This is a genomic window from Micromonospora sp. SL4-19 (assembly GCF_047921475.1).
In the GTDB taxonomy this organism is placed as follows: domain Bacteria; phylum Actinomycetota; class Actinomycetes; order Mycobacteriales; family Micromonosporaceae; genus Micromonospora.
This window is the reverse complement of sequence record NZ_JBLROB010000001.1, coordinates 742,478-755,832: the sequence shown is the minus strand read 5'-3', so window position 1 is coordinate 755,832 and position 13,355 is coordinate 742,478. Positions and strand designations below refer to the sequence as shown.

Annotated in this window: 13 protein-coding genes; 7 read left to right on the top strand and 6 right to left on the bottom strand. The window is 71.6% G+C overall.

What is annotated here, in order from left to right:
• Positions 1–79 precede the first annotated feature (79 nt).
• Entirely contained in the window at positions 80–1,753 is a 1,674-nt protein-coding gene (locus ACNAVT_RS03515) for an MDR family MFS transporter (protein WP_416292698.1), read from the top strand.
• Between the two features lie 2 nt (positions 1,754–1,755).
• On the opposite strand, the gene ACNAVT_RS03510 is transcribed toward ACNAVT_RS03515, so the two are convergent.
• Positions 1,756–2,247: an NUDIX domain-containing protein gene (locus ACNAVT_RS03510; protein ID WP_416292697.1), complete on the bottom strand. Its 492-nt coding sequence runs from the start codon at positions 2,245–2,247 to the stop codon at positions 1,756–1,758.
• 83 nt (positions 2,248–2,330) lie between these two features.
• On the opposite strand from ACNAVT_RS03510, the gene ACNAVT_RS03505 reads away from it, so the two are divergent.
• Positions 2,331–3,980, top strand: coding sequence for a fatty acid--CoA ligase (locus tag ACNAVT_RS03505; RefSeq protein ID WP_416292695.1), 1,650 nt, complete (start codon positions 2,331–2,333; stop codon positions 3,978–3,980).
• Between the two features lie 187 nt (positions 3,981–4,167).
• Here the strand turns inward: ACNAVT_RS03505 and ACNAVT_RS03500 are convergent, their stop codons facing one another.
• The 4 genes from ACNAVT_RS03500 to ACNAVT_RS03485 all read right to left on the bottom strand — a co-directional run bounded on the left by ACNAVT_RS03500 (position 4,168) and on the right by ACNAVT_RS03485 (position 7,700).
• A complete protein-coding gene (locus tag ACNAVT_RS03500; protein WP_416292693.1) occupies positions 4,168–5,181 on the bottom strand; it encodes an NADPH:quinone reductase in 1,014 nt (337 codons plus the stop codon).
• Positions 5,182–5,347: 166 nt separating this feature from the next.
• Positions 5,348–6,001: an HAD family hydrolase gene (locus ACNAVT_RS03495; RefSeq protein WP_416292691.1), complete on the bottom strand. Its 654-nt coding sequence runs from the start codon at positions 5,999–6,001 to the stop codon at positions 5,348–5,350.
• Between the two features lie 45 nt (positions 6,002–6,046).
• On the bottom strand, positions 6,047–6,904 hold the full coding sequence (locus tag ACNAVT_RS03490; RefSeq protein ID WP_416292864.1) for an SCO6745 family protein: 858 nt from the start codon (positions 6,902–6,904) through the stop codon (positions 6,047–6,049).
• Between the two features lie 139 nt (positions 6,905–7,043).
• Entirely contained in the window at positions 7,044–7,700 is a 657-nt protein-coding gene (locus ACNAVT_RS03485; RefSeq protein WP_416292690.1) for an FKBP-type peptidyl-prolyl cis-trans isomerase, read from the bottom strand.
• Between the two features lie 192 nt (positions 7,701–7,892).
• Between ACNAVT_RS03485 and ACNAVT_RS03480 the strand changes: the two genes are divergently transcribed.
• Both ACNAVT_RS03480 and ACNAVT_RS03475 read left to right on the top strand, forming a co-directional pair.
• Positions 7,893–8,285, top strand: coding sequence for a PPOX class F420-dependent oxidoreductase (locus ACNAVT_RS03480; protein WP_416292689.1), 393 nt, complete (start codon positions 7,893–7,895; stop codon positions 8,283–8,285).
• Positions 8,286–8,452: 167 nt separating this feature from the next.
• Positions 8,453–9,418, top strand: coding sequence for a zinc metalloprotease (locus ACNAVT_RS03475; RefSeq protein WP_416292687.1), 966 nt, complete (start codon positions 8,453–8,455; stop codon positions 9,416–9,418).
• A 60-nt stretch (positions 9,419–9,478) separates the two neighbouring features.
• On the opposite strand, the gene ACNAVT_RS03470 is transcribed toward ACNAVT_RS03475, so the two are convergent.
• The gene (locus ACNAVT_RS03470) at positions 9,479–10,501 is read right to left on the bottom strand and encodes a Ku protein (RefSeq protein ID WP_416292685.1); all 1,023 of its coding nucleotides are present in this window, start codon (positions 10,499–10,501) and stop codon (positions 9,479–9,481) included.
• Between the two features lie 86 nt (positions 10,502–10,587).
• Here ACNAVT_RS03470 and ligD (ACNAVT_RS03465) point away from each other — a divergent pair, with 86 nt between their 5' ends.
• From ligD (ACNAVT_RS03465) to ACNAVT_RS03455, 3 genes are all read left to right on the top strand, one after another.
• A complete protein-coding gene (gene ligD, locus ACNAVT_RS03465) occupies positions 10,588–11,529 on the top strand; it encodes a non-homologous end-joining DNA ligase (protein WP_416292683.1) in 942 nt (313 codons plus the stop codon).
• Positions 11,519–12,433 (top strand): non-homologous end-joining DNA ligase, encoded by a 915-nt coding sequence (gene ligD / locus ACNAVT_RS03460; RefSeq protein ID WP_416292681.1) that lies wholly within the window; start codon positions 11,519–11,521, stop codon positions 12,431–12,433. Before ligD (ACNAVT_RS03465) ends, ligD (ACNAVT_RS03460) begins: the two co-directional genes overlap by 11 nt.
• A 150-nt stretch (positions 12,434–12,583) precedes the next feature.
• Positions 12,584–13,339, top strand: coding sequence for a TIGR03089 family protein (locus ACNAVT_RS03455; protein ID WP_416292679.1), 756 nt, complete (start codon positions 12,584–12,586; stop codon positions 13,337–13,339).
• Positions 13,340–13,355 lie beyond the last annotated feature (16 nt).

Below are 13,355 nucleotides of genomic sequence, written 5' to 3'. Positions count from 1 at the left end.
ACCACTGGAGGACGTCGTCCTGTCGGCGGGTTTTGCGCCGCCGCCGGCATGATCCGCTCCCACCGGGAAAGAAGGCGGGATGACTGCCCAGGCCCATCGTCCCGTGCTGCACGCCCGCCAGATCCGCCTGCTGATGTTCGGTCTGATGACCGGGATGCTGCTGGCGGCGCTGGACCAGACCATCGTCGGTACGGCGCTGCCCACCATCGTCGGCCAGCTGGGCGGGATCAACCACTACTCGTGGGTGGTCACCTCGTACCTGCTCGCCTCCACCGCCTCGACCCCGCTGTACGGCAAGATGGCCGACCTGAGAGGGCGTCGCCCGGTCTTTCTCTTCTCGATCGGCACGTTCCTGGTCGGCTCGCTGCTGGCCGGCCTGTCGCAGAACATGACCCAGCTGATCATCACCCGTGGGGTGCAGGGGCTCGGCGCCGGCGGTCTGATGACGCTGGCCTTCACCATCATCTCGGATGTGGTCTCCCCCCGGGAACGTGGCCGCTACCAGGGGCTCTTCGGGGCGGTCTTCGGCCTGTCCTCGGTGGCCGGCCCGCTGGTCGGCGGCTACTTCGCGCAGACCAACTGGCGCTGGATCTTCTACATCAACGTGCCACTGGGGATCCTCGCCATCGTGGTGTGCTACCACGTCATGCGGTTGGTCCCGTTCCAGCGGCGGAAGCACGCCATCGACTGGCTCGGAGCGCTGCTGCTGGTGGCCGGGGTGAGCTCGCTGCTGCTGGCGCTGAGCTGGGGCGGCACCCAGTACGCCTGGGGCTCCGGCGTGATCATCGGGCTCTTCGCGACCGGCGGGGTGCTGGGCGTGCTGTTCGTGCTCCAGGAGGCCCGGGTACGCGAGCCGATCCTGCCGCTGCGGCTGTTCCGCAGCGGCACCTTCGCGCTGGCCAACTCGGCGGGCTTCGTGCTCGGCCTGGTGATGTTCGGGTCGATCATCTTCATCCCGCTCTACCTCCAGATCGTCAAGGGCGCCTCGCCGACCCGCAGCGGTCTGCTGATGCTGCCGATGATGGCCGGCATCATCGTCACCTCGGTGCTGACCGGCCGGGCGATGAGCCGGATCGGGCGTTACAAGTGGTTCCCGGTGGCCGGCTCGGCGGTGCTGGTCGCCGGCATGCTGCTCTTCCGGCAGCTGCAGGTGGCCACCTCGATCTGGGCGGCCTTCGGCTACATGGTGGTGATCGGCGTCGGGCTGGGCCTGTGCATGCAGTCGCTGATCCTGGCAGTGCAGAACGCGGTGGACCCGCGGGACCTGGGGGCGGGCACGTCGTCGGCGACGTTCTTCCGCTCGCTGGGCGGTTCGTTCGGGGTCGCCATCCTCGGTGCGGTGCTCTCGTCGCAGCTCAGCCGGCAGCTCGCCGACCGGCTGCCGGCCGCGATCGCGCAGCTGCCACCCGCCGAGCGGGCCATCGTGGCGGGCCACGGTGGGGCGAACATCTCGATCAACGAACCGGGGACCATTCTCGCCCTGCCCGGGCCGGTCCGCGCCGCGATCCAGGCGTCGTTCGTCGAGTCGCTGCACCTGGTCTTCCTGACCACCGGACTGATCGCCATCATCGCGGTGCTGGTCACCCTGGCCCTGCCGAACCATCAGCTGCGCGGCACCGGCCCGCAGGGTGCCGTCGGCGGCGCCGACCCGCTCGGTGGGAAGGCCGCCGCTCCCGGCGGCAAGGCGCTGCCCAAGGAGTCGAAGGAGGAAGCCGCCGCCGACATGGAGTCCAAGTCCCAGACGATGCTCTGACCCTACTTGAGGATGAGGCGGTTGGTCTGTTCGAAGACGTCCAGGTCCGCGAGGGTCTCGAGGACGCTGACGGAGAGCGGGGTGGGGAGCTCCTCCGGGTGGAAGAAGCCCGCGTCGGTGGTCTCGTCGGTCATCCGCGCCATCTCCCCGTCCCACTCGTCGACCCGGAACGCGGTGGTGAAGATCTGGTACGTGTGGCCGTACATGTTGGTGTGGGTGCGGTCGGGGCCGGTGTAGAGGGCGAACGCGCTGACCCGCAGGGCGCGCAGGCCGGCCTCCTCGCGTACCTCCCGGACGGCGCAGTCGGCGATCGACTCGCCCAGCTCCATCGCGCCGGCCGGCAAAGCCCACTGTCCGTTGTCCGAGCGCTGGATCAGCAGCACCCGGGCGGCGTTGTCCCGGACCACGGCGCGGGCCCCGACGAACATCAGGGTTCGGTCACCGGCCAGGGCGCGTAGCTGCCCCACGTACGAGTCGGCCCACGAGATGCTCATCCGGACAATTTACGCAGCTTCCCCGGCCGGGTGGGCCGTTCCGGGGGTTCCTTGGTGTGACCGGCGCCACTAACTTGTTACCCATGCGTAGCACGATGATGGACGTCCCCCTCCAGGTCGCCCGGATCCTCGAACACGGCTCAGGTGTGCACGGCACGGCCGAGGTCGTCACCTGGACCGGCGCCGAGCCCCGCCGGATGTCGTACGCCGAGGTCGGGCGGACCGCAGCCCGGCTGGCCCACGCGCTGCGCGACGAGTGCGGGGTGACCGGTGACGAGCGGGTCGCCACGTTCATGTGGAACAACAACGAGCACCTGGTGGCGTACCTCGCCGTGCCGAGCATGGGCGCGGTGCTGCACACCCTCAACCTCCGGCTCTTCCCGGACCAGGTCGCCTACATCGCCAACCACGCCGAGGACCACGTGGTCCTGGTGGACAGCACGCTGATCCCGCTGCTCGCCCGCGTGATCGGGCAGATGAGCACGGTGCGGCACGTGGTGGTGGTCGGCGGCGGCGACCCGGCCCCGCTGGTGGCGGCGGCCGGCGACCGGATCGCCGTACACCACTGGGACGCCCTGCTGGCCGACCGGCCGGAGGTGTACGACTGGCCGGACGTGGACGAGCGCGATGCCGCCGCTCTCTGCTACACCTCCGGGACCACCGGCAACCCCAAGGGGGTCGCCTACTCGCACCGCTCCATCTACCTGCACTCGCTGCAGGTCTGCATGCCGGAGGGGTTCGGCCTCGGCCCGAAGGACCGGGAGTTGGCCATCGTGCCGATGTTCCACGCGATGTCCTGGGGGCTGCCGTACGCGGCGTTCCTCTCCGGCGCGTCACTGATCATGCCGGACCGGTTCCTCCAGGCCGAGCCGATCGCCGCGATGATCGCCGCCGAGCGCCCCACCCTGGCCGGCGCCGTGCCGACCATCTGGACCGACCTGCTGGCCTATCTGGACAGCCACGACGTGGACACCTCATCGCTGACGGAGGTGATCGTCGGCGGCTCGGCCTGCCCGCCGGCGCTGATGCACGCCTTCCATGAGCGGCACGGGATCGAGGTCATCCACGCCTGGGGCATGACCGAGATGTCGCCGCTGGGCTCGGTCTCCCGGGCACCGGCCGGCGCGGCCGGCGAGACGGCGTGGCGCTACCGCTACACCCAGGGCCGCATCCCCGCCGGCGTAGACGCGCGCATCGTCGGCCCGCTGGCCGAGCCGCTGCCCGCCGACGGGGTCTCCGTCGGTGAGCTGGAGGTCCGCGGGCCGTGGGTGACCGCCCGGTACGTCGGGGACGAGGCCGCGGACGACGAGAAGTTCCGCGACGGCTGGCTGCGCACCGGGGACGTCGGCACGCTCTCGCCGGACGGCTACATCACCCTCACCGACCGGGCCAAGGACGTGATCAAGTCGGGCGGGGAGTGGATCTCCTCGGTCGAGCTGGAGAACGCCCTGATGGCGCACCCGGCCGTGCTGGAGGCGTGCGTGGTGGGCGTGCCGGACGAGCGCTGGGACGAGCGGCCGCTGGCCACCGTGGTCATCCGGGAGGGCGCCTCGGTCACCGCCGAGGAACTGCGTGACTTCCTGGCGAAGTCGGTGGCCCGCTGGCAGTTGCCCGAGCGCTGGGCGTTCATCGACGCGGTGCCGAAGACCAGCGTCGGCAAGTTCGACAAGAAGGTGGTGCGCTCGCGGTACGCGGAAGGCGGGCTCGAGGTGTGCGAACTGACCGCGCCGTAACAATTTCCGGCGTACCGTCGCCTGCACGGGTAGGGACAGGTTCCTTGAAGGACTTCCCTCCCCTGAGGGCGGCCCCGGCGTTCGCACCGCGCCGGGGCCGCCCGTCCATGCGGGGCGACCCGCACGGTCATTCTCGCGAAAATTGTTCGCCTCTGTCCTGATGTCGGGGAAATCCGTTTCGCGAGGGTCAGGTCTCGCTCGTGGTGATGAGCACCTTGCCGACCACCGAGTTCTCCACCGCCTCGTGCGCCGCCTGGGCCGCCGACATCGGATGGTGGTGCAGCGGCAGCCCCGCCTCCACACCCACCCGGATCGCGCCCTGGGCCACCGCCGCACTCACATCGGTCACCGCCTGCGCCTTGACCGCCTTCGGCGCCGTGTAGATCAGCACGAACTGCCAGCGGGCGTTCGGCACCATCAGTGGGCGGATCGGCAGGGTCACCTCGCTGCCGCCGTCGTCGGCGTACACGCAGACCGCGCCTCCGGATCGCAGGATCTGCACGTCGGCGGCGGCGTTGCGGGCCGCGCAGACCTCGACGATGGTGTGCACCCCGTCGGGCGCGATCTTGCGAACCTCCTCGACCACGTCCTGCTCACGGTAGTTGATCACATAGTTGGCCCCGGCCGCCGCCGCGAGCTGCGCCTTGTCCGGGCTGCTGACCGTGGTGATCACGCAGGCGTCGGCCCATCTGGCGAGCTGGATCGCGGCGTTGCCCACCGCGCCCGCCCCGCCCTGCACCAGCACCACGTGGTCGCTCAGCGCCCCCGCGTGCAGCTTGTCCGGCATGAACTCGCCGGCGGTCAGGCAGCGGTGCGCGGTCATGAACGGGATGCCGAGGCAGGCGCCCAGGTCGAACGAGGCCGAACCGAGGCGGACCGTGTGCCGGACCGGCACCACCGTGTATTCGGCGGCGGTGCCCCAGGGCCGTTGCCAGGCGGCCTCCCAGACCCACACCCGCGCACCGATCAGGATCTGGTCGACGCCCTCGCCGACCGCCTCGATCACCCCGGCGCCGTCCTGACCGGGGATCTGCCAGCCGGCCGGGAGCGGCCACTGGCGGCGGGCCTTCCAGTCGGTCGGGTTCACCCCCGAGACGGCCATCCGCACCAGCACCTCGCCCGGGGCGGGCTCGGGCACCGGCCGGTCGACCAGCTCCAGCACCGACGGGTCGCCGGTGCGCTCGTACACGATCGCCTTCATCCCCGTCTCCTCACCGCCGACCCGTGCGCTACCGGCTGCGCTACCCGGACGCCGCCCGATCATTCCGATCCGGCGCGTCCCGAGAAACGTACAACGAGGCTATCCGAGGCACGAGAGGTGTGATGCGGGACATAACGGCGGTTAAGGCGGCTGCGGGGGAGGCGGTTCAGCCGAGCCGGTCGACCAGCTCCGGGGTGAGCGCGTCGATCGAGGGCAGCAGCGCCGCCGCCAGCGCCTCGGCGTCCGGATCCAGCGGGTACGACCCGTGCGGCACCGCCACCACCCGCATCCCGGCGGCGGCCGCGGAGCGGACCCCGTTCGACGAGTCCTCGATCGCCACGCACCGGCCCGGGTCCACGCCGAGCCGCGCCGCCACCGCCAGCCACACGTCCGGCGCCGGCTTGCCCCGGGCGGTCTCCTCCGTCGACAGCGTCGCGCCGAAGGCGTCGCCCAGGCCCGTCGCGTCCAGCGTCGCCGCGATCAGCCGGGTGGGGGAGGAGCTGGCCAGCCCCAGCGGCCATCGCGCGGCGATCCGGCGCACCACCGCGTCGGCGTCGTCGATCAGCGGTACGTGCTGCGCGTACCGCCGGGTCATCTCGGCGATGACCTCAGCGGCGACCTGCTCGGGCCCGCGGTCGACGCCCAGCTCCCCGCTGAGGTACGCGGCCCACTCGCCGGTGCTCATCCCCATCAGCCGGCGCTGGCTGTCCGGCTGCCAGGTGCCACCGTGCGCGGCCACGTACGCCCGCCGGACCTCCTCCCAGACCGGCTCGGAGTCCACGATCACGCCGTCCAGGTCGAAGAGCACCGCGTCCACCACGTACCCATCCTGCACCGACGGCCCGGGCGGGCGCCGGCCGGCGGGTCAGCGGGCCGGATCGGGCGCGCCCTCGGTCGGGACGCGCTGCGCGGGCAGGCCGATCGGGCTCTGTGGCGGGATGATCGTGCGGCAGCGGGTGGCGATCGGTTCGAGCAGCTCGCGCAGCCGCGTCGTACGCTGCGCGCCCAGCGCCCGCCACGGGCCGAGGGCGGCCCGGTCCGTGGCCTCCTCGACCGCCCGGAACGTCTTGATGCCGTGGTCGGTCGGCGCCCGGTCGGCGGTCAGCCAGCCCTTCTCGACCAGCCGCTCCTCGGCGGCGGCCCACTCGTCGTCGGTCCAGCCCCGGGCCATCTGGTGGAACTCACGGGACTGGTCGACCCGGCACCGCCAGGCCACCACCTCGACCGGGTCCAGCCCGGTGGTGACCAGCGCCGCGACGTGCCCGTCGCCCCGGTGCTCGCGCAGCGTGGTGGCGGCTTGCCAGAGCCGGGCCAGCGGGTATTCCCCCCGGGGCAGGGCGGCGTTGACCGCACCGAGCACCCGGCCGGCCGTCTCGACCCGCCGGGCCGCCTCCTCCGCCAGGTCCGCCGCCTCCACGAGGTGCGCCTCGGGCAGCTCGTAGGTGAACTCGGCGAGCGCCTGCACGGCACCGGTGAGCCGGGCGCGCAGCGCCTCCTCAGGGTTGGCCAGTCGCCACACCGAGGGCAGGGCCCGGGCCACCATCGACGGCGCGAAACTGAAGAACGCCCCGACCACCATCGGCGCGTCGACCGGCCCGAGCGGGGCGGCCCGGCCGGCGAAGTAACCCCGCCAGTAGCCGCGCAGCCCGACCGCCTCGTACGCGGCCCGGGCCCGGGGGTGGAAGTAGGTCACCGCGTGGACCGGCTCGAAGTGGATCCACATCAGCCGGGCCAGCCCGGCGTCGTCCAGCGCCGCCACGTGCACCTCCGCGTCGTTGGGCAGGTCGCCGTGGGCGGACGAACCGCCCACGGTGACCTTGAACCTACTGCCGCTGGGTGACTGGAAGGAAGCCTGCTGTGACCTACTGCGCGGCGAGCACGTCAACGACGAAGCGCAGCGGCCCGGAGACCTGACCGGTGTCGCCGTACGCCAGGTCGGCCGGAATGTCGAGCTGCACCCGGCTGCCCACCGGCACGCCGACCAGGCCCTGGTCCCAGCCCTTGATGACCTGGCCGACCCCGATCGGGAAGGTGGCCGGCTGGCCCCGGTCCCAGGAGGAGTCGAACTGCTGGCCGTCCTTGAAGAGCACCCCGACGTAGTTGGTGGTGATCGCCTGGCCGGCCTTGACCTCCGGGCCGGTGCCCTTGATCAGCGTGGTCACGGTGAGCTTCTTCAGCTCGCCCTTGCCCGCGCCGACCTCCGGCTTCTTCCCCAGCGCCGGGTCGGCGCCCTCGGGGAGCTGAGGGGCGGGGGCGGCGGCGGGGGGCTCGGCCGGGGCGGTGGCGTTGGCCGACGGGGTGCTGGCGGTGGCCTGCTTGTCGTCGTCCCCGCTGTTCAGCCAGACGATGCCGCCGACCAGGGCCACCACGGCGATGACACCGACAGCGGCACCCAGGATCGACTGGCGGCGGCGCTTCGCCTCGGCGGCCTTCTTCGCCGCCAGCTGGGCGGCCAGCCGCCGCTCCGCCTTGGTGCCCGGGCCTTGGCCCGCCGACCGGTCCTGCACACGCTCGCTCACGTCGACTCCCCTGCTGGGTGGGTGGGTGCGACCCCGGCGGCCGCTGCCGAGGCCAGCGCACACGGTACCTGGCCGGACGCCGCCAGTGCTCCTACGGCCGGTCGGTTCCGGGCAGCGCAGCCCTCCTGCGGCACCTTCCGGAAAGTCGGTGACGAACGGCGACACGGCTCCCAGCGGGGTACGTTCACGACCATGGCGATCCTCACCGAACCAGATCTGGCCCTGCTCGCCGAGCCGCAGCTCGCCCACGTGGCGACCGTCGAGGCCGACGGCTCCCCGCACGTCACCCCGGTCTGGGTGGACACCGACGGCGAGCACATCCTGTTCAACACCGCCAAGGGCCGGCAGAAGTACGTCAACATCGCCCGCAACCCGAACGTCGCGATCTCGATCGTCGACAAGGCCGACGATTTCCGCACGCTCTGGGTGAAGGGCGCCGCCGAGCTGGTCACCGAGGGTGCCGACGAGCACATCGACCGGTTGGCGAAGAAGTACCTGGGGCAGGACACCTACCCCTTCCGCCGGCCCGGCGAGGAGCGCGTGATCGTCCGGGTCACGCCGACCGAGAAGCTCGGGCGGGGCTGACCGGAAGGAGCGCGCGAGATCGGGACCTGGGACGCGTTCCGTCGCCTGGGGGCTGTTGTTAACGCCCATCGACGTGTTCTTATACCGAAACGACGGCGGTGACCTCGTAGCGGCGACCCTCGTCCATCCCGCTCGGCCTCCATTCCCCATGCGTGAGAGGTGCAACGATGCACAGGAGATCGACTTTCCAACTGGCAGTCCTGACCGCCACCGCCGCGACATTCCTGGCGGCTGGTGGCGCCTCGGCGGCGGCGGTCACGGCAGCGCCCGGGACCGCCTCCGCCGGTGTTGCGGCGTGCGAGCCGGGTGCCGCGAACCACAGCGCGGCGCGGGTGAAGGAGGGCGCCACCGCGCAGGAGCCGGAGCTGTACTCGAAGAGCGAGGCGAACGCCTACGGCGTGATCAAGGATTCACCGCGCCTGCCCAACGGCAGCGTCACCGTGCCCACGGTTTTCCACATGATCTCCGACCACCCCCTCAGCGCGGCCGAGACGAACCGGTGGAACACCATGATCGCGGCCCAGATCACGGTGCTCAACGACTCGTTCGCCGGCCGCACGGCGGCGGACGCCTCCGACACGCCGTTCCGGTTCTCGCTGGTCGACACGACGTGGACGGTGAACAGCAACTGGTACACGGTTGTACCGGGCAAGAACGAGCGGGACATGAAGCACGCGCTCTACACCGGCGACGCTCGCACCCTGAACGTGTACGCGGCGAACATCGGCGGCGGGCTCCTCGGCTGGGCGTACTTCCCGAAGGGCTACAACAACGGCCGCGGCTACATCGACGGCGTGGTGATGCTGGACGAGTCGATGCCGGGCGGAACGGCGGGCAAGTACGCCCTGGGTGACACGCTGACGCACGAGGTCGGGCACTGGCTGATGCTGGAGCACACCTTCGCGCACGGGTGCGCCGCTTCCGGTGACTTCGTGGCGGACACTCCGCGGGAGGCGATGCCGCAGTTCAACTGCCCGGTGGGCGCGGACACCTGCACCGCACCCGGGCTGGACCCGATCCACAACTTCATGGACTACACGCAGGACTCCTGCATGAACATGTTCACTCCGGGGCAGGCGGAGCGCATGAGCGACGCCTGGGTGGCGTTCCGGGCCGGTGGCGGCAAGCAGTAAGCAGGCATTGGTGTCGGGGTTGACGGGCCGCGACCAGCGGCTCGTCAACCCCGTTCGCCGTCAGGCGGTCTTGCGGGGGGCGGCCTTCTTGGCGGCCGCCTTCTTCGCGGGGGCCTTGGCCGTCTTCTTCTCCGCGGTCTTCGTGGCCGCCGCCTTCTTCGCCGGCTCGGCCTTCTTGGCAGCGGCCTTCTTCGCCGGGGCCTTCTTGGCGGCCGCCTTCTTCGCCGGCGCCTTCGCCGCCTTCTGCGCCGACCGCGCCGCCGAGATCGGGGTCGGCTCGCCCGCCCCGCCGGACGGCGCCTCGCCCCGGGCGGCCCGGGCCCGCTCGACCGACGCCTTCAGGGCGGCCATCAGGTCCACCGCGGCGGCCGGCGCGGCCTCTTCCTCCTCCGGCTGGACCACCTCACGGCCCTCGATCTTCGCGTCGATCACCTCCTGCAACGCCGCCCGGTAGTCGTCGGTGAAGGCGTCCGGCTGGAAGTCGCCGGCCATCGAGTCGACCAGCGAGCTGGCCATCGCCAGCTCCGGGGGGCGGACCTTCAGGTCCTCGTCCAGGAAACCGAAGTCCGGGGTACGCACCTCGTCCGGCCAGAGCATCGTGTTGAGCAGCAGCACGCCCTCGCGGACCCGCAGGGTGGCGAGCTGTTCCCGCTGGCGCAGGGCCACCTTGACGATCGCCACCCGCTCCGAGTCGGTGAGCGCCTCGCGCAGCAGCACGTACGGCTTGGTGGCCGAGCTCTCCGGCTCCAGGAAGTACGCCTTGTTGTAGAGGATCGGGTCGACCTGCTCGGCGGGGACGAACTCCAGCACGTCGATCGCGTGCGAGGTGGTCAGCGGCAGGTCGGCGAAGTCCTCGTCGGTGAGGATGACCATCTCACCGCCGCCGATGTCGTACCCCTTGGCGATGTCGTCGTAGGTGACCTCCTCGCCGCAGGTCTGGCAGGTGCGCTTGTAGCGGATCCGGCCGCCGTCCTCGCGGTGCACCTGGTGGAAGCGGATGTCCTTCTCCTCGGTGGCCGAGTAGACCTTCACCCCGATCGACACCAGGCCGAACGACACCGCTCCCTTCCAGATGGCTCGCATCCCCGCGCTCCTCTCCCCGGTTCTGACCAGAATTGCAAACGATCGAACGGCACGCACGTGCTTCCGCGTGCAATTACAGTCAGGAGGTGCCCGGCGCGCCGTTGAAGCCGATGCTCGCGATGACCGGGCAGCTCCCGGCCGGTGCCGGCTGGGCGTACGAGTTCAAGTGGGACGGGGTCCGCGCGCTCGCCGACATCTCCCACGGCGACCACCACCTGTACGCCCGCTCCGGCGTGGAGATCACCACCGCGTACCCCGAATTGATCACGCTGGCCGAGCAGGTCGACGACGCGCTGCTGGACGGCGAGGTGGTGCTCTTCAACGAGCTCGGGCAGCCCTCCTTCACCGCGCTGGCCGAGCGGATGCACGTCCGGAACCCCGCCAAGGCGGCCCGGCTGGCCGCGGCGGCGCCGGTGACGTACATGATCTTCGACCTGCTCCGGCTGCGCGGCGAGGACCTGACCGGCCGCCCCTACCGGGAGCGGCGCGCGACGTTGGAGTCTCTCGGGCTCGGTGCCGCCCGGTGGGCGGTGCCGCCCGCCTTCGCCGACGGCCTGGCCACCTACGAGGCGGCCAGCGAGAACGGGCTGGAGGGGGTGATGGCCAAGCGCGTCGACGCGGCCTACCGGCCCGGGGTGCGCTCGCCGGACTGGGTGAAGGTCAAACTCGAGGTGACCGGCGACTTCGTGGTCGGCGGCTGGCGGCCCGGCGCCCGCAAGATCGGCGGCCTGCTGGTCGGCGTGCCCCGGCCCGACGGGCGGCTCACCTACCGGGGCCGGGTCGGCGGCGGGATCGGCGCGGCTCTTGAGCGGGACCTGCTGCGCGAGTTGGAACCGCTGCGCACCGGCGCGTCGTCCTTCGCCGGGGACGTGCCACGCGAGGATGCCCGGGGCGCGATCTGGGTAACGCCACAGGTCGTGGTGGAGGTGAAGTACGGCCAGCGCACGCCCGACGGGCGGCTGCGCTTCCCCCGGATCCTGCGCCTGCGCCCCGACAAGCCGGCCGAGGAGGTCGACGATGCCAGCTGACCGGTTGAAGGTGGACGTCGAGGGGCGCTCGCTGGACCTCTCCAACCTCGACAAGGTCCTCTACCCGAAGGCCGGCTTCACCAAGGGCGAGGTCATCGACTACTACACCCGGATCGCCCCGGCGCTGCTGCCGCACCTGCAGGACCGCGCGCTGACCCGGATCCGCTTCCCCAACGGCGTCGAGGGCGGCTCGTTCTTCGAGAAGAACGCCCCGGCCGCCACCCCCGCCTGGGTACGCACCGAGACCCTGCCCGCCCCCGGGTCGAGCAAGGGGCGGGAGACCATCGACTACGTGGTCTCCGACGACCTGCCCACCCTGGTCTGGCTGGCCAACCTCGCCGCCCTGGAGCTGCACACACCGCAGTGGAAGGTCGGCGAGCACCCGGACATGATGGTGGTCGACCTGGACCCGGGTGCCCCGGCGGCGCTCCAACAGTGCTGCCAGGTGGCGCTGCTGATGCGGGACCGCCTCGCTCTTGACGGCATCGACAGCTACCCCAAGACCTCGGGGAAGAAGGGCATGCAGCTCTGCTGCCCGATCGCCGGCACCCAGGACGCCGACGAGGTGTCCGCCTACGCCCGGCGGATCGCCCAGGAGCTGGAGAAGGCGCACCCGAAGCAGATCGTGTCGAAGATGGCGAAGAACCTGCGCCCCGGCAAGGTCTTCATCGACTGGAGCCAGAACAACGCGGCCAAGACGACGGTGGCGCCGTATTCGCTGCGCGCCCAGGCGGTGCCGTCGGTGTCCACCCCGCTGACCTGGGACGAGGTTTCCGCAGGGGCGGCGGGCAAACGGCCGGCGACCAGGCCGTACACGGCGGGCGAGGTGCTCAAGCGGGTGGAGAAGTCGGGCGATCTGCTCGCCCCGCTGCTCGACGGCGGACCGGAACTGCCCCTGCGCTGACCGAATTTCGTCACGGCCTTCCCGATTCGGCTGCGGTTTCCTCACAACCCCTACCTGTCCGGCAAGGTCCCCACTGTTTCACCGCCGCCGGGTTGCCGGTCGGCGGCGGGCGGGTCGTTAGGGTGGGCTGACGGCAGGGAGGATTCCCCGATGGCTGACCGCACACCCGTCGCCCTCGCGGCCGATGCGCCGAGTAAGGGCGGGTCTCCGCTGCTCACCTACTACGACGACGCGTCCGGGGAGCGGACCGAGCTGACCGCGCAGCAGGTCGGCCACTGGGCGGCACGCAGCGCGAGCCTGCTGCGCGACGGCTGCGGACTGCGCCCGGGCAGCCGGGTCGCGGTGCTGCTGCCCCCGCACTGGCGTACCGCCGCGGTGCTGCTCGGCGCCTGGTCGGTCGGGATGGCGGTGTCGTTCCGGCCGCGCGCCACCGCCGGGCTGCCGGTCCTCGAACCGGGCGCCGACCAGCCGTACGACGCGGTGTTCGTGACCCCGGAACGCCTCGACGACTGGCTGGAGGATGTGCCCGAGGGGGTGCACCGCTATGTCGTCGGCACCGGGCCCGGCCCGTTGGCCGAGGTGCCCGTGGGCTGGCTCGACTGGTCCACCGCGGTGCTTCGGCACACCGACGCCCCACCCGACTACGCCGCCATCCGCCCGTCCGACCCGGCCAGCCCGGACGGCACCAGCTATGACGAGTGGGGCGCGGTGGCGAGGGCGATGGCCGAGCAGCTCGACCTGCGGGCCGGTGACCGGCTCCTGGTCGACGCCGCCGAGCACGAGCAGCCGCTCAAGTGGCTGCTCGCGCCGCTCGGCGCCGGCGCATCGGTGGTGCTCTGCGCCAACCTGGACCGGTCCAAGCTCGACGCCCGGATCGCCACCGAGCAGGTCACCCGGGTCCTGTGACACGTCCGGCGGGGAG